Source organism: Kocuria sp. KH4, from assembly GCF_053711175.1.
Genome location: NZ_JBSJYX010000001.1, coordinates 1 through 18838 on the forward strand (window position 1 = coordinate 1; position 18838 = coordinate 18838).

Annotated in this window: 18 protein-coding genes; 9 read left to right on the forward strand and 9 right to left on the reverse strand. The window is 74.4% G+C overall.

The genetic code is table 11. The features are described 5' to 3' along the window. The 4 genes from ACWCOM_RS00005 to groES form a co-directional block, all read right to left on the reverse strand. Positions 1-194: hypothetical protein (locus ACWCOM_RS00005; RefSeq protein WP_454546703.1), on the reverse strand; the 194-nt coding region annotated here is incomplete at its 3' end. Between the two features lie 51 nt (positions 195-245). Next, on the reverse strand, positions 246-2309 hold the full coding sequence (locus ACWCOM_RS00010; RefSeq protein WP_454546704.1) for an acyltransferase family protein: 2064 nt from the start codon (positions 2307-2309) through the stop codon (positions 246-248). A 154-nt stretch (positions 2310-2463) separates the two neighbouring features. Continuing rightward, positions 2464-4065 (reverse strand): chaperonin GroEL, encoded by a 1602-nt coding sequence (gene groL, locus ACWCOM_RS00015; protein WP_454546705.1) that lies wholly within the window; start codon positions 4063-4065, stop codon positions 2464-2466. Between the two features lie 145 nt (positions 4066-4210). Further along, positions 4211-4507 (reverse strand): co-chaperone GroES, encoded by a 297-nt coding sequence (gene groES, locus ACWCOM_RS00020; RefSeq protein ID WP_047801805.1) that lies wholly within the window; start codon positions 4505-4507, stop codon positions 4211-4213. Positions 4508-4946: 439 nt separating this feature from the next. On the opposite strand from groES, the gene ACWCOM_RS00025 reads away from it, so the two are divergent. From ACWCOM_RS00025 to ACWCOM_RS00055, 7 genes are all read left to right on the forward strand, one after another. After that, complete coding sequence (locus tag ACWCOM_RS00025; protein WP_454546706.1) at positions 4947-5936, forward strand: siderophore ABC transporter substrate-binding protein; 990 nt, start codon at positions 4947-4949, stop codon at positions 5934-5936. 89 nt (positions 5937-6025) lie between these two features. Beyond that, positions 6026-7024: an ABC transporter permease gene (locus tag ACWCOM_RS00030; RefSeq protein WP_454546707.1), complete on the forward strand. Its 999-nt coding sequence runs from the start codon at positions 6026-6028 to the stop codon at positions 7022-7024. After that, a complete protein-coding gene (locus ACWCOM_RS00035; RefSeq protein ID WP_454546708.1) occupies positions 7017-8084 on the forward strand; it encodes an iron chelate uptake ABC transporter family permease subunit in 1068 nt (355 codons plus the stop codon). The genes ACWCOM_RS00030 and ACWCOM_RS00035 overlap by 8 nt, the downstream gene beginning before the upstream one ends. Then, the gene (locus ACWCOM_RS00040; RefSeq protein WP_454546709.1) at positions 8081-8836 is read left to right on the forward strand and encodes an iron ABC transporter ATP-binding protein; all 756 of its coding nucleotides are present in this window, start codon (positions 8081-8083) and stop codon (positions 8834-8836) included. The genes ACWCOM_RS00035 and ACWCOM_RS00040 overlap by 4 nt, the downstream gene beginning before the upstream one ends. A 55-nt stretch (positions 8837-8891) precedes the next feature. Further along, complete coding sequence (locus tag ACWCOM_RS00045) at positions 8892-10139, forward strand: THUMP-like domain-containing protein (protein ID WP_454546710.1); 1248 nt, start codon at positions 8892-8894, stop codon at positions 10137-10139. Positions 10140-10233: 94 nt separating this feature from the next. Continuing rightward, complete coding sequence (locus ACWCOM_RS00050) at positions 10234-11379, forward strand: glutamate--cysteine ligase (RefSeq protein WP_454546711.1); 1146 nt, start codon at positions 10234-10236, stop codon at positions 11377-11379. 53 nt (positions 11380-11432) lie between these two features. Further along, positions 11433-12410 (forward strand): 2-hydroxyacid dehydrogenase, encoded by a 978-nt coding sequence (locus ACWCOM_RS00055; protein WP_454546712.1) that lies wholly within the window; start codon positions 11433-11435, stop codon positions 12408-12410. A 15-nt stretch (positions 12411-12425) separates the two neighbouring features. Here ACWCOM_RS00055 and tsaD read toward each other — a convergent pair whose 3' ends face one another. Genes tsaD through alr form a run of 5 tightly spaced genes read right to left on the reverse strand, consistent with a single transcriptional unit; the run spans position 12426 to position 16646 of the window. After that, positions 12426-13523, reverse strand: coding sequence for a tRNA (adenosine(37)-N6)-threonylcarbamoyltransferase complex transferase subunit TsaD (gene tsaD, locus ACWCOM_RS00060; RefSeq protein ID WP_454546713.1), 1098 nt, complete (start codon positions 13521-13523; stop codon positions 12426-12428). Continuing rightward, entirely contained in the window at positions 13520-13996 is a 477-nt protein-coding gene (gene rimI, locus ACWCOM_RS00065) for a ribosomal protein S18-alanine N-acetyltransferase (protein WP_454547075.1), read from the reverse strand. The genes tsaD and rimI overlap by 4 nt, the downstream gene beginning before the upstream one ends. A 32-nt stretch (positions 13997-14028) precedes the next feature. Beyond that, positions 14029-14706 (reverse strand): tRNA (adenosine(37)-N6)-threonylcarbamoyltransferase complex dimerization subunit type 1 TsaB, encoded by a 678-nt coding sequence (gene tsaB, locus ACWCOM_RS00070; protein ID WP_454546714.1) that lies wholly within the window; start codon positions 14704-14706, stop codon positions 14029-14031. A gap of 9 nt (positions 14707-14715) precedes the next feature. Then, a complete protein-coding gene (tsaE, locus tag ACWCOM_RS00075; protein WP_454546715.1) occupies positions 14716-15312 on the reverse strand; it encodes a tRNA (adenosine(37)-N6)-threonylcarbamoyltransferase complex ATPase subunit type 1 TsaE in 597 nt (198 codons plus the stop codon). Next, the gene (gene alr / locus ACWCOM_RS00080) at positions 15309-16646 is read right to left on the reverse strand and encodes an alanine racemase (protein WP_454546716.1); all 1338 of its coding nucleotides are present in this window, start codon (positions 16644-16646) and stop codon (positions 15309-15311) included. Before alr ends, tsaE begins: the two co-directional genes overlap by 4 nt. A gap of 113 nt (positions 16647-16759) precedes the next feature. On the opposite strand from alr, the gene ACWCOM_RS00085 reads away from it, so the two are divergent. After that, positions 16760-18046, forward strand: coding sequence for a glycosyltransferase (locus ACWCOM_RS00085; RefSeq protein WP_454546717.1), 1287 nt, complete (start codon positions 16760-16762; stop codon positions 18044-18046). Beyond that, positions 18043-18831: a phosphatase gene (locus tag ACWCOM_RS00090; RefSeq protein WP_454546718.1), complete on the forward strand. Its 789-nt coding sequence runs from the start codon at positions 18043-18045 to the stop codon at positions 18829-18831. Before ACWCOM_RS00085 ends, ACWCOM_RS00090 begins: the two co-directional genes overlap by 4 nt. Positions 18832-18838: the final 7 nt, after the last annotated feature.

Genomic DNA, 18838 nt, shown 5'->3' on the forward strand with positions numbered 1-18838 from the left:
GCCGAGATCAGCAGGAACACGTCCACCCCGCCGGAGACCCGCCCGAGGAACACGTGGTAGAGCACCACCAGCAGCACCGCCACGAACCGCAGCCCCTGCACCTCCGGACGGAACCCCGCGTACCGGGACGGCCCGGTGCGCGGGTGGGCGGCGGCACCGGACGGGTCGGACGAACGGTCGAGCGTGGTGGTCACAGGATCTCCAGGACGTGCGGGGGGGGGGTGGGGGGAGGTGGAGCGGGGGCGTCAGGGCGTGACGCCGTCGGTGGCCAGGGCCTCGAGGAGCCGCCGGCCGAAGATCGGGGCGGTGGTCTCGGAGTAGACGCGGCTGAGGTGGTCGTCGTCCCAGTAGACGTAGACGTTGCCGATCACCGGTGGGCACCGGCCGTCCGGGCAGATCAGGTCGGTGAGGTCCATGACCGAGTACAGGGGCAGCTCCTCGGCCAGCGGCGCCGCGGGGTCGGGGGTGCCGACCATGGGGTGGTCGAAGGTGCAGCCGGGGGCGTCGGCGCCGTCGCGCACGGCGCACTGCGCCGGCGCCTCCGGGAAGCGGGGGGTGTCGCGGATCCCGACGACGGGCACCCCGGCGCCGGTGAGCTCCCGCACCCGGTCCTCCAGCCCGGGCCGGGTGAACTCCCGCTGCGTGTCGGTGAAGGTGGACTGGACCAGGACGAGCCCGGGGTCGACCGCGCCGAGCATGTCCCCGGCGCCCTCGAACCACGCCCGGCAGCTCGCCGATCCCGGCTGGTCCTCCGCGGAGGCGTAGAAGCAGCCCGGCTGGATGTAGGTGAGGACCCGCCAGCCCCGTTCCTCCGCGAGAGGGCGCAGGGCGGGCAGCCAGTGCTGGAGGTGGCTGTTGCCCACCACGAGCACGGTCCGCCGGGCCTCCTCCTGGGGCACGCTCTCGTGGCAGAAGCGGCGGTAGTCCTCCGGGAGGCCGACGTCCTCGGGGCAGGGCGTGCCGAGGGAGGCCGGCTGCTTGGGCAGGTCCTCGGGCAGGGGCAGGACGGGGGCGTCCGGGTCGCCGCGGAACTCGAAGCCGGGCTCCAGGACGGCGGCCCCGGGGTTGTTGCGGTCCGCGGCGGCCAGGACCTGGGCGGTGCGCCGCTCCTCGATGTGCTGCCAGGCGAGCACGGGCATGGCTACCAGGGCCAGGCTCACGACCACCGACATCGCCAGGCGCCGCTTGGTGCGCTCGGGCCAGGCCCAGCGCTGGAACGGGCGCTCCACCAGCGTCGTGGCCAGCACCGCCAGCACCAGCGAGACCAGGATCAGGGCCACCCCCGAGCGGGGTCCGGCCATCGGCCGGTCGCGCAGCACCAGGTAGGTGATCAGCAGCGGCCAGTGCACCAGGTACAGCGCGTAGGAGGCGTCCCCCAGCCGCACCAACGGCTTCGAGGCCAGGATCCGGTCTAGCCCGAACGGGGACCCCGAACGCCCGGCCACGATGATCGCCGCCGCCGAGACCAGCGGCCACAGCGCGATCCACCCCGGGAACGCGCCCTGCACATCCACCAGCACGCCCACCGAGACCATGCTCACCAGCCCCGCCCAGCCCAGCACCACCCGCACCCGGGGCGAGGGCCGCAGATACGGCAGGGCCAGGGCCAGCAGCGAGCCCAGGGCGAACTCCCACAACCGGGCCCGGGTGTCGAAATAGGCGAAGGCCTGCTGGGTGGCCGTGGTGTGCACCGACCACCCCAGGGAGACGACGAAGATCCCGGCGAAGGCCACCGCCAGCACCGGCACCGGCCGCCACCCCCGCCACCGGCCCAGCAGCCAGGCCACCCCGAACACCAGCGGCCAGACCAGGAACACCTGTCCCTGCACCGACAGCGACCAGAAGTGCTGGAACGGGGAGGCCGTGGAGTGGTCGGCCGCGTAGTAGTCCACCGCGTTCAGCGCCAGCGCCCAGTTCTCCACGTAGAACACCGAGGCCAGCCCCTCGGACCGCCACCGCGCCACGTCGGCGTCGGGGTAGACGGCGGCCACCAGGACGAGGGTGCCCAGGATTGTGAGCACGGCCAGGGGCAGGAGGCGTTTGAACACGTGCAGCCAGTAGCGTCCCAGGGCGAGCGGCTGTCCGGCCTCGAGCTTGCGCACGAAGGACAGGGTGAGGAAGAACGCCGAGATCAGCAGGAACACGTCCACCCCGCCGGAGACCCGCCCGAGGAACACGTGGTAGAGCACCACCAGCAGCACCGCCACGAACCGCAGCCCCTGCACCTCCGGACGGAACCCCGCGTACCGGGCCACCCGCCGGGCCGTGGCCGCGTCGGCCGGGACCCCCTGCTCGCGAAGGCTGGTCATGGGCATCTCCTGGGCGCACCGTGCCGCCGAGGGGCGCGGGCAGTGGTCGGACGGGACCTCCGCACTCTACCGGAGGTGGACCGGGCGCGGACGGCAACGGCCGACGGACCCGCCCCGCGCGGGCGGGACGGGTCCGTCGGACGGGCGGCGCAGGTCAGTGCTGGTGGCCGTGCCCCGCGTCCTCGGCGGGCTTGTTCGCCACGAGGGTCTCCGTGGTGAGCACGAGCGCCGCGATGGACGCGGCGTTCTGCAGCGCCGAGCGGGTGACCTTGACCGGGTCGATGATGCCGGCGGCGACCATGTCGACGTACTCGCCGGCGGCGGCGTCGTAGCCGTGGCCGGGCTCGAGGTCGGTCACGCGGGAGACGACCACGGCCCCGTCCTGGCCGGCGTTCTGCGCGATCCAGTACAGCGGCTGGCGCAGCGCGCGGCGGACGATGCCCAGCGCGGTCGCCGCGTCGCCGGTGAGCCCGAGGTCGGACTCGTCGAGGACCTTCGCGGCGTGCACCAGGGCGGTGCCGCCGCCGGAGACGATGCCCTGCTCGAGGGCCGCGCGGGTCGAGGAGACGGCGTCCTCGATGCGGTGCTTGCGCTCCTTGGCCTCGACCTCGGTGGCCGCGCCGACCTTGATCACGGACACCCCGCCGGCGAGGCGGGCGAGCCGCTCCTGGAGCTTCTCGCGGTCCCACTCGGAGTCGGTGCGCTCCGCCTCGGCGCGGATCGTGGCGACGCGCTCCTGGATCTGCTCCGGGGTCCCGCCGCCGTCGACCAGCGTGGTGGTGTTCTTGGTCACCGTGACGCGCCGGGCCGTGCCCAGCTGCTCCAGGGTCACCTGGTCGAGGCTGATGCCGAGCTCCGAGGTGATGAACTCACCGCCGGTGAGCACCGCGAGGTCCTGCAGGATCGCCTTGCGGCGGTCGCCGAAGCCGGGGGCCTTGAGCGCCACGACGTCGAGCGTGCCGCGCAGCTTGTTGACCACCAGGGTGGACAGGGCCTCGCCCTCGACGTCCTCCGCGATGATGGTCAGCGGCTTCTTGGCCTGGAGGACCTTCTCCAGGACCGGCATGAGCTCCTGCACGGAGGAGATCTTGCCCTGGTACAGCAGCACCAGGGAGTTCTCCATGACCGCTTCCTGGCGCTCGGCGTCGGTCACGAAGGACGGGGACAGGTAGCCCTTGTCGAACTGCATGCCCTCGGTGACCTCGAGCTCCACCTCGGTGCTGGAGCCGTCCTCGACCGTGATGACACCGTCCTTGCCGACCGTCTCGAAGGCCTGGGCGATGAGCTCCCCGATCGCGGGGTCCTGCGCGGAGATGGTCGCCACGTGGGCGACGTTGACGCCCTCGACCGGGCGGGCGTTGTCCAGCAGCCGCTGCGCGACGGCCTCGACGGCCTGCTCGATGCCGCGCTTGAGGCTCAGCGGGTCGGCGCCGGCGGCCACGTTGCGCAGGCCCTCCTTGACGAGCGCCTGGGCCAGGACGGTGGCGGTGGTGGTGCCGTCGCCGGCGACGTCGTTGGTCTTGGTCGCCACCTCCTTGGCGAGCTGGGCGCCGAGGTTCTCGTAGGGCTCGTCGAGCTCCACCTCGCGGGCGATGGTCACGCCGTCGTTGGTGATCGTGGGGGCGCCCCACTTCTTGTCGAGCACCACGTTGCGCCCGCGGGGGCCGAGGGTGACCTTGACGGTGTCGGCGAGCTTGTTGACGCCGTTCTCGAGGGACTTGCGGGCGGCGTCGTCGAATGCCAGCTGCTTGGCCATGGGCGAAGAGCTCCTTCTGGGTGGCTGGTGGTCCAGCGGGGTTCGGTGATCGGGAGCGACGAAGGGTGCCCGCCGCGGCCCGCCGGGGAAGCGGGGCGCGCGGCGGGCACCCTTCGTCAGGACTGCGGGGTCTGCTGCGCCGGTTCTACTTCTCGACGACGGCGAGGACGTCGCGGGCCGGGAGCACCAGGTACTCCTCGCCGTTGTACTTGACCTCGGTCCCGCCGTACTTGGAGAAGATCACGACGTCGCCCTCCTTGACGTCGACCGGGATGCGGTTGCCGGAGTCGTCGACGCGGCCGGGGCCCACGGCCAGGACCTTGCCCTCCTGGGGCTTCTCCTTGGCGGTGTCCGGGATGACGAGACCGGACGCGGTGGTCTGCTCGGCGGCGAGCGGCTGGACGACGATGCGATCCTCGAGGGGCTTGATGGAGACCGACACGATCTCTCCTTCTCTGTAGGCGTGGAAAGCGGTGGGCGACCGCGGGCAGGGCCCGCCGTCGTGCTTCGGGCCGGTTGGCGCACCAACCGTCGTCGCGGTGCCGATCGATCGCCTGGCCCTTAGCACCCTCACCCGGAGAGTGCCAAGGCCCACTGTAGGAGGGGGCTGGCAGTCGGTCAAGGCGAGTGCCAGCGCGGTGGGACGGGCGCTCCCGGCCGCCGAATTAGGGCACGCCGCTGTTCGCCAATGATTTGCCTCACCCGCCCGGCACCCTCTAGGTTGAGCGGTAAGGCAAGCCTTACCTCGGCCGAGAACCGGTGCCGCCCCGACGTCCCGTGCCCGCGCACCGGGACGTCGCCCCGTGCGCGGCCCGCCGTGCGCCCCGCCGGGGGCGGCACGGCGGGACTCCGCACCCGAAATCCCCGCACGAAGGACCACCATGAACCGCACACCGTACCCGGCCGCCGCCCTGGCCGCCGTCAGCGCCCTCGCCCTCACCGCCTGCAGCGGAGCCCAGGGCGGCGAGACGGCGTCCGCCGAGCCCTCTGCCGCCGCCACGGTCGAGGTCGAGGACAACTACGGCACCCAGACCGTGAGCACCCCGCCGACATCGGTCGTCGCCACCGACAACCGCACCTTCGAGACGCTGGCCGACTGGGGCGTCGAGCTGGTGGCCGCCCCGCGCGCCCTGATGCCGGACACCATCGCCTACGCCGACGACGAGTCCGTCACCGACCTCGGCAACCACCGCGAGCCCGACCTCGAGGCCGTCGTCGCGGCCGAGCCCGACCTCATCGTCAACGGTCAGCGCTTCGCGGACTTCCGCGACGACTTCGCCGACCTCGTGCCGGACGCCAGCATCGTCGAGCTCGACCCGCGGGAGGACCAGCCCTTCGACGAGGAGCTGAAGCGGCAGACCTCGGTGCTGGGCGAGATCTTCGACCGGACCGCGGAGGCGGAGGAGATCAACGGCGCCTTCGACGCGGCGATGCAGCGCGTCGTCGAGGAGTACCAGCCCGGCGACACGGTCATGGCCGTCACCGTCTCCGGCGGCGAGATCGGCTACATCGCCCCCGAGGTGGGGCGGACCCTGGGTCCGCTGTTCGAGATCTTCGACTTCACACCCGCCCTCGAGGTCGACGGGGCCACCGACGACCACCAGGGCGACGACATCTCGGTCGAGGCGATCGCCGACTCGAACCCCGACTGGATCCTCGTGATGGACCGCGACGCGGCGGTCAGCCCCGACGACGCCGAGTACACGCCCGCGCAGGAGGTCGTCGAGAACGCCGAGGCGCTGCGCAACGTCACCGCCGTGCAGGAGGACAACGTGGTGTACATGCCCAAGGACACGTACACCAACGAGGGCATCCAGACCTACACGGAGTTCTTCGACACCCTGGCCGACGCCATGGGCGAGCAGAACTGACCGACCGTGCGGACGACGGTGGTGGGGCTGCCGACGGCGGCACCACCACCGTCCCGCGCCGGGCACGAGGCCGGAGGAGAGGCACACCCATGACCACGACCACACCGGGGCACCGGGCCGGGAGCAGCCCGGGGAACAAGGGCGCGCTGTTCGACCGGAAGCTGCTCGCCGGCGCGCTCGCGGTCCTCGCGCTGCTGGCCGTGTCCCTCCTCACGGGGGTCTACGACGTGTTCGGCGCCGAGGGCGGCGGCGAGATGTTCGCCATCACCCGCATCCCCCGCACCGTGGCCCTGGTGCTCGCCGGGGCCGCCATGGCGATGTCCGGGCTGGTGATGCAGCTGCTCACGCAGAACCGGTTCGTGGAGCCCACCACGACGGGCACCACCGAGTGGGCGGGGCTCGGCCTGCTCGTGGTCACGCTGCTGGTCCCCACGGCGAGCCTCCTCACCCGGATGGTCGGCGCCGTGGCCGCGGCCTTCCTGGGAACCATGATCTTCTTCCTCTTCCTGCGCCGGGTGTCGCTGCGCTCCTCGCTGATCGTCCCCATCGTGGGGATCATGCTGGGCGCGGTGGTCGGGTCCGTCTCGACGTTCCTGGCGCTGCAGACCGACATGCTGCAGAGCCTGGGCGTCTGGTTCGCCGGCAGCTTCATCTCCGTCCTGCGCGGCCAGTACGAGGTGCTGTGGATCGTGCTGCTGGTCGTCGTCGCGGTGTTCCTCGTGGCGGACCGGCTCACCGTCGCCGGGCTCGGCGAGGACATCGCCACCAACGTCGGCCTGGACTACCACCGGACCGTCCTGCTCGGCACCGGGCTGATCGCGGTGGCCACCGGCGTGGTGACCGTCGTCGTCGGCAACCTGCCGTTCCTGGGCCTCATCGTCCCCAACATCGTCTCGATGGTCCGCGGCGACGACCTGCGCAGCAACCTGCCGTGGGTCTGCCTGCTGGGCATCGCCGTCGTGACGGTGTGCGACCTGATCGGGAGGATCGTCATCATGCCCTTCGAGATCCCGGTGTCCGTGATCCTCGGGATCCTCGGCGCCGTCGTGTTCATCCACCTGCTCCTCAGGCAGCGCCGACGTGTCTGAGGCCGTGACCGCGACCCCCGCGACGATCCCGGCCGCGGCGCCGCCGGCCCCGGCCGGCCGGCGCGGCGCCGGCGCCTTCCCCTCGCCCCGGGCCCGGCGGCGGTACTGGACCGTGGTGGCCGTGCTGGCCCTCGCCTCGGCCGGCTTCGCCTTCGGCCTGCTCGCCTGGGACAACCCGATGCCGGTCGGCTCGGACGGCTTCTGGCGGATCGCGGAGCGCCGGGTCACCGCCGTCGTGATCATGGCGGTCGTGGCCTTCTGCCAGGCGATGGCCACCGTGGGCTTCCAGACGGCCACCAACAACCGCATCATCACCCCGTCGATCATGGGCTTCGAGTCCCTCTACGTGGCGATCCAGACCTCCACGGTCTACTTCCTGGGCGCCGCCGGGATCCTCGTCCTCCAGGGCGTCCCGCAGTTCCTGCTGCAGGTCGCCCTCATGGTGGGCCTCTCCCTCGCCCTCTACGGATGGCTGCTCTCCGGCCGGTACGGGAACCTGCAGGTCATGCTGCTCGTGGGCATCATCATCGGGGGCGGGCTCGGGTCGGTCTCGACGTTCATGCAGCGCCTGCTCTCCCCCAGCGACTTCGACGTGCTCTCCGCGCGGCTGTTCGGCTCGGTGACGAACGCCCACGCCGACTACCTGCCGGTGGCCGTCCCCCTGTGCGTGCTGGCCGGCGGCGCCCTGTGGCTGAGCTGCGCCCGCCTCAACGTGCTCGCCCTGGGGCGGGACGTGTGCCTGAACCTGGGCCTGCGGCACCGGAGCGAGGTCATGCGCACGCTCTTCCTCGTCTCCGTGCTGATGGCGGTCTCCACGGCGCTGGTCGGCCCCATGACGTTCCTGGGCTTCCTGGTGGCCACGCTCGCCTACCAGTTCGCCGACACCTACGACCACCGCCGCGTCTTCCCCGTGGCGGTCCTCACCGGGTTCCTCGTCCTCACGGGCGCCTACTTCGTCCTCAACCACGTCTTCTACGCCCAGGGCGTGGTCTCGATCATCATCGAGCTGGTCGGCGGCTCCGTGTTCCTCTACGTCATCCTCCGAAAGGGCCGGCTGTGATCACCCTCACCAACGTGCGCAAGGACTACGGGAGCGAGGTCACCATCGGCCCCGTGGACCTGGAGATCCCCTCGGGCGGGATGACCGCCCTGGTCGGCCCCAACGGTGCGGGCAAGTCCACGCTCCTGACCATGATCGGGCGGCTGCTCGGCCTCGACGCCGGGACCATCGACATCGCCGGCTACGACGTGGCCCGCACGAAGTCCAAGGACCTCGCCCGGATCGTCTCCGTCCTGCGCCAGGAGAACCACTACGTCACCCGGCTCACGGTGCGCCAGCTGGTCGGCTTCGGGCGCTTCCCGCACAGCCACGGCCGGCTGACCGCGGTGGACGAGGAGGTCGTCAGCCGGTACATCGACTTCTTCGGGCTGCGGCCGCTGGAGCACCGCTACCTCGACCAGCTCTCCGGCGGGCAGCGCCAGCGCGCCTACGTGGCCATGGTCCTGGCCCAGGAGACCGACCACGTGCTGCTGGACGAGCCCCTGAACAACCTGGACATGCGCCACGCCGTGTCGATGATGCAGCACCTGCGGCGGGCCTGCGACGAGATGGGCCGCACCATCCTCATCGTCCTGCACGACATCAACTTCGCCAGCCACTACGCCGACCGGATCTGCGCCGTGAAGGACGGCCGGGTCGCCGAGTTCGGCGAGCCGCGGGAGATCATGGACGACGCGGTCCTCAGCCGCGTCTTCGAGACCCCGGTGACGGTCATCGACGGCCCCCGGGGCCGCCTCGCCGCGTTCTACTGACCGGCCGGCGCCCGGGCGCACCGGGGGCCGGGCCGGGGCCGGATAGGGTGACCCCATGCGCGACGAGGCGACCGACATCGCACCCCTGCTCACGGACGAGGGACGCCGGCTGCTGGAGCGGACCGGCCCCTACGACGCCGACGACGCCCTCGCGGCGGCGACCCGGCTGCGGGCCCAGGGCCACGACGCCGGGCTCGTCTCCGCGGTCCTCACCCAGGCGAGGCTGCGCACGCGGGCGCGCGCCAAGTTCGGGGACTTCGCCGAGCGGATGCTGTTCACCCGGGCCGGCCTCGAGCAGGCCACCCGGCTGCGCGTGGCCGCCCTGCACGCCCGCCGCTTCGCCGACGCCGGCCTCGCCCACGTGGCGGACCTCGGCTGCGGCATCGGCGCCGACGCCCTGGCCCTGGCCTCCCTGGACCGGCGGGTCACGGCGGTGGAGCTCGACGAGACCACGGCCGCGGTGGCCCTGCTCAACCTCCGCCCCTTCCCCGAGGCCACGGTGCTGCACGCCGACGCCGCGTCCCTGGACCTGGACGGGCTCCCCGGCGGGCCGCCGGACGGGGTCTGGCTGGACCCGGCCCGGCGCGAGACGTCGTCGTCCGGGACCCGCCGGATCTTCGACCCCGAGGCGTTCTCCCCGCCGCTGTCCTTCGTCGAGGCGCTCGCCGCGCGGGGGCTGCCCGTGGGGGTGAAGCTGGGCCCCGGCATCCCCCACGAGGCGGTGCCGGCCGGGTGCGAGGCGCAGTGGGTGTCCGACCGCGGGGACGTGGTCGAGGCCGTGCTGTGGTTCAACGCGGTGGCCCGGCCCGGTGTCCGGCGGGCGGCCCTCGTCCTCTCCGAGCACGGGTCCACGGAGCTCACCAGCCCGGAGGACCTCGACCCCGCCCACGCGGACGCGGTGGTGGGTCCGGTGGGGTCGTACCTGTACGAGCCGGACGGCGCGGTGATCCGCGCGGGCCTCGTCACCGATCTCGCCCGCCGGCTGGACGCGCGGCTGATCCACCCGCGGATCGCCTACCTGAGCTCCGACGAGCTCGTCCGCACGCCGCTGGCCCGCGCCTACCGGGTGCGGGAGGTGCTGCCGCACACCGTGAAGGTGCTCAAGCGGTGGGTGCGGGAGCACGAGGTCGGCACCCTCGAGATCAAGAAGCGCGGCACCGACGTCACCCCGGAGCAGCTGCGCCGCCAGCTCGCGCCGAAGGGACCCGGCCGCGCCACCCTCGTGCTCACCCGCACGGGCCCGGGCGCGGGCCCGGGGGCCGCGGAGCGGCGCGTCGTCCTCGTCGTCGAAACCGTAGACTGAGGGCTCCGCGGGCGAACTGCCCCGCACCCGACCGGGCGATCCGGCCCGCCACCGCGCGGGCGAGCACGCCCGCAGAGCACGGAGGACCTGCCGCGTGGAGATCTCGTTCGCCCGCTCCGACCAGTCGACGCTGGGCGTCGAGTGGGAAATCGCCCTGGTGGACGGCACCACGGGCGACCTCGTGCCGCGCGGCCGGGAGACGTTCGAGGCGGTCCTGGAGGCCCACCCCGAGTGGGGCACCGACGGCGACCACCCGCAGCTGACCGGGGAGTTCCTGCTGAACACCGTGGAGATGGTCACCGGGGTGTGCCGCGACGTCGCCCACTCCACCGAGCAGCTGGCGGCCATGATGGACGAGATCCACAAGGTCACCGACCCGCAGGGCCTCGAGATCTTCGCCGCCGGCACCCACCCCTTCGCCCGCTGGCAGGACCAGCAGGTCACCGACAAGCAGCGCTACCATAAGCTCGTGGACCGGACCCAGTACTGGGGCCGGCAGATGGTCATCTACGGGGTGCACGTGCACGTGGGCCTGGACTCGCGGGCCAAGGCCCTGCCGGTGCTCGACGGGCTGCTGACCTACTACCCGCACCTGCTGGCCCTGTCCTCGAACTCCCCCTTCTGGGCCGGGGAGGACACCGGCTACGCGTCCCAGCGCTCCATGATCTTCCAGCAGCTCTCCACCGCCGGGCTGCCCTACCACTTCCCGTCCTGGGACGCCTACGAGCAGTGCATCGAGGACATGGTCGCCACCGGCATCATCGAGGAACTCAGCGAGGCGCGCTGGGACGTGCGCCCCGTGCCGCGGCTGGGCACCGACGAGGTGCGGTTCTGCGACGGGCTCTCGACCCTCTGGGAGGTCGGGGCGCTGACCGCCCTCACCCAGTGCCTCGCCGAGTCCCTGTCCCGCGACGTCGAGGCCGGCCGCGAGCCCGTCCGGCTGAGGCCGTGGCACATCCAGGAGAACAAGTGGCGGGCCGCCCGCTACGGCCTGGACGCCGAGGTCATCACGGGCGCGGACAACACCGAGCGGGACCTGCGCGAGGACCTGCTCGGCCTGCTCGACCGGCTCGAGCCCGTCGCCGCGCGGCTGGGCTGCGCGCAGGAGCTCTCCGACGTGGAGCGGATCCTGCGGGAGGGCGCCGGCTACCAGCGCCAGCGGGCCGTGGCCCGCGCCCACGGCGGCGACCTGCACGCCGTCGCCCTCGACATCGTGCGCCGCACCCGCGAGAACGACTGAGCGTCCCGTCCGGCCGAGCCCCCGCGGGCTCCCGTCCCCCACAGGTGGCAGACATGAGCGAACCGACCCGTCCGGGCGGCACCGTGCCGCAGGGCCCCGTCCTGCAGATCGGCGCCCTGCACCCCCTGGTGGAGGAGACCCTCGCCGCCGAGCACTCGGCGCTGCGCCTGCCCGCGGACGCCCGCGAGCGGGAGGAGTTCCTGGACCGGCACGCCGGGGAGGTGCGCGTGGCGGTGTGCTCCGGGCGCACCGGCGTGGACCGGGAGCTCATGGCCCGCCTGCCCCGGCTGGAGGCCGTCGTGCACTTCGGCGTGGGCTACGACGGGACGGACGCCGCCGAGGCCGCCGCGCGCGGGATCCGGATGAGCAACACCCCGGACGTGCTGACCGACGCGGTGGCGGACACCGCGCTGGCCCTCTACCTCGACGTGCTGCGCCGGTTCTCCGCGGCCGACCGCTTCGTGCGCCGCGGGGAGTGGGAGTCGACCGGCAACTACCCCCTGACCGTGCACGCCTCCGGGCGCCGCGTCGGCATCCTCGGCCTCGGCCGGATCGGCCGGGCCGTGGCCCACCGCCTCATCGCGCTCGGCTGCGAGATCCACTACCACAACCGGCGGCCGGTCCCCGGCGCCGCGCACCGCTACCACCGCTCCCCCGCGGAGCTCGCCGCCGCCGTCGACGTCCTGGTGGTCGCCGTGCCCGGCGGCCCGGACTCCGCGGCGCTGGTCGACGCCGCGGTCCTGGACGCCCTCGGCCCGCAGGGCTTCCTGGTCAACGTCGCCCGCGGCGCGGTCGTGGACGAGACCGCGCTCGTCGCCGCCCTGGAGGACGGCCGGCTGGCCGGGGCCGGACTCGACGTGTACCGCGCCGAGCCGCACGTGCCGCCCGCGCTGCGCCGGCTCGAGAACGTGGTGCTGCTCCCGCACGTGGGCAGCGCCACGGTGCAGACGCGGCGGGCCATGGCCGAGCTCACCCTGCGCAACCTGCGCAGCTGGCTCGCCGACGGGACCCTGGTCACGCCCGTGGACTGACGGGCGCGGACCGGCTCAGACCGAGACGGTCGTGACGGGCAGGGAGGAGTCGGCGGCGAAGCCCAGCCCCGAGGGCTCGCGGCCCTCGGCCACGACGCGGGCGGCGAGCGCCGCGACCATGGCCCCGTTGTCGGTGCACAGGGAGAGCTTCGGGACCACCAGCTCGATCCCGTGCGCGGCGCAGCGCTCGGCGGTGAGCTCCCGCAGCCGCGAGTTCGCCGCCACTCCCCCGCCCAGCAGCAGCGTGCCGAGCCCCTGCTCGGTGCACGCGAGCACCGCCTTGCGCGTGACGACGTCGGCCACGGCCTCCTGGAAGGACGCCGCGACGTCCTCGACCGGCACCGCCCGGCCCTCCGCCTCGTGGGCCTCGACCACGCGGGCCACCGCCGTCTTGAGCCCGGAGAAGGAGAAGTCGTAGCGGTGCGGGCCGGGCCCCTCGGCCGAGCCCAGGTACTTCCCGGCGGTCAGCCCGCGCGGGAAGCGGAAGGCCGTGGGGTCCCCGGCCCGGGCGGCGGCGTCGATGGCCGGCCCGCCGGGGTAGGCCAGCCCCAGGACCCGGGCCACCTTGTCGTAGGCCTCGCCGGCCGCGTCGTCGATCGTGGCCCCGAGCAGCCGCACGTCCCGGGAGAGGTCGTCGACGGCGAGGATCTCGGTGTGCCCGCCGGAGACCAGCAGCGCGCCGAGGTCCCGGGGCAGGCCGTCCTCGAAGCCGCCCCGGAAGCCGTCGATCCCCGAGTCCTCCAGCACGCCCACGCTCACGTGGGCCACGAGGTGGTTGACCGCGTAGAGCGGCTTGCCGGTGGCCACGGCGAGCGCCTTCGCGGCGGCCACGCCCACCATGAGCGCCCCGGCCAGGCCGGGGCCGGAGGTCACGGCCAGGGCGTCGAGCTCGCCCAGGCCCACGCCGGCCCGGTCCAGGGCCTCGCGCAGCGTGGGCACGAGGGCGTCGAGGTGGGCCCGGGAGGCGATCTCGGGGATCACGCCCCCGAAGCGCGCGTGCTCGTCCATCGAGGAGGACACGACGTTGGCGAGCAGGGTGCGCCCGCGCACGATCCCCACGCCCGTCTCGTCGCAGGAGGACTCGATGCCCAGCACCAGCGGTCCGTCGGTCATCGGTCGTCCTCCGTGGGGCGGGTCGGGCCCGGGGCGCTCGGGGGCTCCGGGGTGGTGAGGTCCAGGCGCATGATCAGCGCGTCGGTGCCGTCCCGGTAGTAGCGGGGCCGGGTGTGGATGTGCTCGTAGCCGAAGCGGCGGTAGAGCCGCTGGGCGCGGGGGTTGTCGGCGCGGACCTCGAGCAGCACCTCGGTGGCGCCGAGCTCGCGGGCCTGCCCGTGCAGGGTGCGCAGCAGCGCCGAGCCGATCCCGCGGCCCTCGAGCTCGGGCAGCACGGCGATGGTCTGGACGTCGCCGACCGGGCGGATGCACATCAGTCCCGCGTAGCCGACGATCCGGTCGTCCAGCTCCGCCACCCAGTACCAGCACACGGGTTGGGCCAGCTCGGCGGAGAACATCTCCAGCGGCCAGGCGTCGGCCGGGAAGAGGTCCTGCTCCAGGGCGTGCACCACGGGCAGGTCCCGGGCGGTCATCCGGCGCAGGGTCCAGGGAGGCCGGGGGTCGCTCACGCGAGGGCCTTCTTCCGGGGGCCGGGGACCTTCGCGTCGGACTCGCGCAGGTACAGGGGCGTCGTGTCCGGGCCGGGCTCCTCGCCGCGGGCGCGCAGGCGCAGTGCGGCGAGCCCCAGCGACGACGCCGTGGGCTGGGCCGCGGCGAACGCCGGCACGGGGAAGGCCAGCCGCTCCGCCCAGATCCCCGCGCCGCGGCCGTAGGCGGGCAGCGCCGGGAGATGCTCCGCGACGGCGACCCCGGGCCCGGCGACGCGTCGCGGGCCGTCGGGCTCCAGGACGTAGCGGGCCCAGTAGACCTCCTTGCGGCGGGCGTCGGTGAGCACGAGGAACTCCTCGTGGCCGGCCGCCCGGGCGTGCCCGGCGGCGTCCTGGGCCAGGGCCTCCAGGCTCATCAGCCCGTGCAGCGGCAGGTCCCACGCGAAGGCGAGCGCCCGGGCGGTCGCGATCCCGGCGCGCAGCCCGGTGAAGGGGCCGGGTCCGGTGCCCACCAGCACGCCGTCGAGCCCGGCGCCGGTCAGGCCGTGCCCGTCCAGCAGGTCACGGACGGCGGGGGCCAGCACCTCGGCGTGGGAGCGGGTGTCGGGGCTCACGAAGGAGCCGGCGATCCCGCCCGCCCCGGTCACGAGGGCGGCGGAGGCGACGGCGGAGGAGTCCAGGCACAGGAGAAGCACCAGGCCATTCTAGTGCCCGCGCGCGGGGGCCTCCCCGGGCGGGTCCAGCGGCGGGGGCCCGCCCGCCCAGCGCGGGCCGATCCCGGTCAGCGTGATCCGGCGGGGCTCCGCGTCCTCGTCCTCCGTCCCGTCGTCCTCCGTTCCGTCCTGCGGCCCGTGCCCTTCCGCCGCGCCGCCGGGGGGCGCGGCGCCCACGGCGCGCTCCAGCACGATCTCCAGGCGGGAGTCGGCGAGGTGCTCGACCTTCCCGGCGCCCCACTCCACCACGGTGACGGCCGAGTCCACGGTGTCCTCCAGGTCGATGTCGTCGACCTCCGCCGCGCTCTCCAGCCGGTAGGCGTCCACGTGCACGAGGTCCGGGCCGCCGGGGCGGGGCCCGTCCGGGACGTTGGGGTGGCGCCGCACCAGCACGAACGTGGGCGAGATGATGCCGGGGCGCACCCCCAGGCCCCGGCCCAGCCCCTGGGTGAAGGTGGTCTTGCCCGCGCCGAGCTCGCCCGTGAGGACCAGCAGGTCCCCGGCGCGCAGCCGGGCCCCGAGCCGCTCGGCGAGGGCCTGGGTCCGCTCCGGGCCGTCCACGCTCAGGGTGAGGGTCCACTCGCTCATGCCCGCTCCTGCCCGTCGGCCGCCGCGCCGTCCACGTGCACCCGGGGCACGCGGGACGAGACGCGGGTGACGATCTCGTAGTTGATGGTGCCCGCGGCGTCCGCCCAGGCGGACGCGGAGGGGTCGTCGCCGGCCCCGAACAGGACGGCCTCCGCGCCGAGCAGACCGTGCTCGGGCGCGGACAGGCCGGGGGCGCCCAGGTCCACGACCAGCTGGTCCATCGCGACCCGGCCGACCTCGGGGTAGGTGCGCCCCAGGATGCGCACCGGCCCGCCGGTCCCGGAGCGCGGCACGCCGTCGGCGTAGCCCAGCGGGATCAGGGCGAGGGTGGTGGGCCGATCGGTCACGTAGCCCAGCCCGTAGGAGACGCCCTGCCCGGCGGGGACCTCCTTGACGGCGCTGACGGTGCTGCGCAGGGTCATGGCCGGCACCAGGCCGAGCTGCTGCGGCGTGCGGTCCGGGAACGGGGAGAGACCGTAGAGGCCGACCCCCACGCGGACCATGTCCAGCAGCATGTCCTCCGGGCGCTCGAGGCCGGCGGCCTGGAACAGGCCCGGGGAGTTCGCGGCGTGCCGCAGCGCGGGGCGCAGCCCGGCGGCACGCGCCGTGTCCACGGCCGCGCGGAAGCGCTCGAGCTGCTCGCGGGTCTCGGGCCGGGCGGGCTCGTCGGCCACGGCGAGGTGGGTGAACACGCCGGTGACGCGCAGGAGGCCCTCGGCCTCGGCCTGCGCGGCGCGGCGCACGAGCTCGGGCCACCGCTCGGCCGTCGCGCCGTTGCGGCCCAGTCCGGTGTCGATCTTGAGGTGGATGCGCGCCGGCCGGCCGAGCGCCCGGGCGGCCTCGGCGACCGGGCCGAGCTCCCACCCGCTGACGCCGAGCTCGACGTCCTGGGCGAGGGCGGCGCGGAAGTCCGTGTCCACGGTGTGCAGCCACGCGAGCACCGGGGCGGTGATCCCCGCCGCGCGCAGGGTGAGGGCCTCGGCCACGTGGGCGACGCCCAGGGCGTGCGCGCCGGCTCCCAGGGCGGCGCGGGCCACGGGCACGGCCCCGTGGCCGTAGGCGTCCGCCTTGACCACGGCCATCAGTCGCGCGGGGCCGGCCAGCTCCCGGATCCTGCGCACGTTGGCGCGGACCGCGGCGAGGTCGACCACGGCGCTGCGCTCGGGCCGGACGCTCCTGGAGAGGTCGTCGGCAAGGACACCGGGAAGGTCTCCGGGCAGGGCGCCGGGAGTGCGGTCGGAGCGCCCGCCGGTGCTCCCGCCCGCGACGCCGCCGGGGGAGCCACCGGCGCGGGCGCCGGTCGGAGGGCACGGGACGGGCTCAGCACGGTTCACGGGTCCCATTCTCGCACCCGCCCGCCCGCGCCCCGCGCTTCGGGGCCCCACCCCCGGGCCGGGCGGCGCCCGCGGGCGCCGGCGGGACCCGGGCCGGGGGCTACAGTGGAGCCGTGTCCGACGCTCCGCTGCACGTCCTGCTGATCAGCCTGCACACCAGTCCCCTCGAGCAACCCGGGTCCGGCGACGCCGGCGGGATGAACGTCTACGTGCGCCAGCTCGCCGCGGCGCTGGTGGCCGCCGGGCACACCGTGGACATGGCCACCCTGGACCGGGACCCCGGTGCGCCGCGCACCGCGGGGGTGCGGGCGTCCCGCATCGGCGAGGGCCTGCGGCTGCTCACGGTCTCGCTGCCCGGGGCGGCCGGCGCCGCGAAGGAGGACCTCCCGGGACTGACCGGCGCCTTCGCCGAGGTGCTCCGCGCCGAGGCCCCCCGCCCCGACGTGGTGCACGCCCACTACTGGCTCTCCGGGACCGTGGGCCGGGCGCTCGCCGACGACTGGCGCGTACCCCTGGTGCTCACCCTGCACACCACGGCCCTGGGCAAGAACCTGCGGACCCGGGCCGGGGAGGGGCTGGAGCCCGCCGCCCGCGCCGAGGCCGAGGCCGGGCTGATCGCCCGGGCCGAGGCCACCGTGGTCAACACCCGCACCGAGGCCCTGCAGATGGTGGAGCTCTACGACGCCGACCCGGCGCGGCTGACCGTGATCATGCCCGGGGTGGACCTCTCCGCCTTCTCCCCCGCCGGGTCCGGCCGGGACCGCCGGGACGGGTCCCGGCCCGGCTCCCCGGGCCGACCGCTGCGGGTGCTCTTCGCCGGCCGGCTGCAGGCGCTCAAGGGCCCGCACGTGCTGGTGGACGCGCTCGCCCGGCTCCGCGCGGACGCGCCCGGGATGCCGGTCGAGCTCGAGGTCGTGGGCGTGGGCACCCGTGCGTTCACGGCCGGGCTGCAGCGGCAGGTGCGCGAGCTCGGGCTGGCGGACGCGGTGCAGTTCGGCCCGGCCCTGCCGGCTCCGCAGCTGGCGGAGCGGATGCGCCGGGCCGACGTGGTGGCCGTGCCCTCCTCCTCCGAGACGTTCGGCCTCGTGGCGCTGGAGGCCCAGGCCTGCGGCACCCCCGTGCTGGCCACGGACGTGGACGGGCTGCGCACCGCCGTGCTCGACGGGGTCACCGGGCGGCTCGTCCCGGACCGCGACCCCGCGTCGTGGGCGCACGCCCTCCTCGGGCTCGCCCGCGACCCGGAGGCCCGGGCGCGCATGGGCGCCGCCGCGGCCCTCCGCGCCCGGGAGCACTCCTGGGAGCGCACCGCCCTGGCCACGGCCGAGGTCTACGCCCGGGTCCGGGACCGCGTGCGGGTACGCCACGGTAGCCCGTGGAGCGTGCCTACACTCGGACGGTGACGACTTCGTTCCTCCCCCCCGCCGACCTCGCCCGCCACCTCGACCGCCACCGTCTCACCGGAGCGGTGGCCACCCCGCGGGAGGCGAACCTGCGCAACATCCAGGGCTTCCTCGACGGCGACCAGCACCAGCACATGGGCGTGGTCCGCACCCGGGACTGGACGTACGACGAGGTCTTCGCGCTCATGCGCGACCGGGTCGGCATCTCGCCCGACCGCTCCCACGTCGAGGGCCAGGACACGATCTCCGCCGAGCTCGCCGTCGCCGCGCTGGAGCGCTACGCGCGCGTGTTCGGGGAGGTCGTCGCCGCCGGCGGGCGCGTGCTCTTCGCCACGGGCCACCCGGCCGGGCTGTTCCCCGTCTACGCGCAGCTGGCGCGCGTGGCCCGGCGCGCGGGCGCCCACGTCGTCCGGGTCCCGGACGGCTTCGCCTTCGAGGACGGCGACGTGCGCCAGATCGAGCACGTGGTGATGGTCGAGCAGTACGGGGGTCTGCGGCACACCCACTTCCCCGGGCCGATGTCCCTGGCCCTGGAGACGCTGCGCCGCGACGGGCAGAACCCGCCGGACCTCGTGGTCGCCGACCACGGCCTCGCCGGGGCGGCCGGCTCGCGCGGGCTGCGGACGATCGCGATCGCCGACTGCAACGACCCCGGGGTGTTCGTCGCCGAGGCGCAGGGGCAGGTGGAGGTCGCCGTCCCGCTCGACGACAACCTCCCGCCGCGCCTCTACGACCCCGTCACCGCGTTCGTGCTGCACCGCGCCGGCCTCGACGACTGGGTGTAGGCCGGCC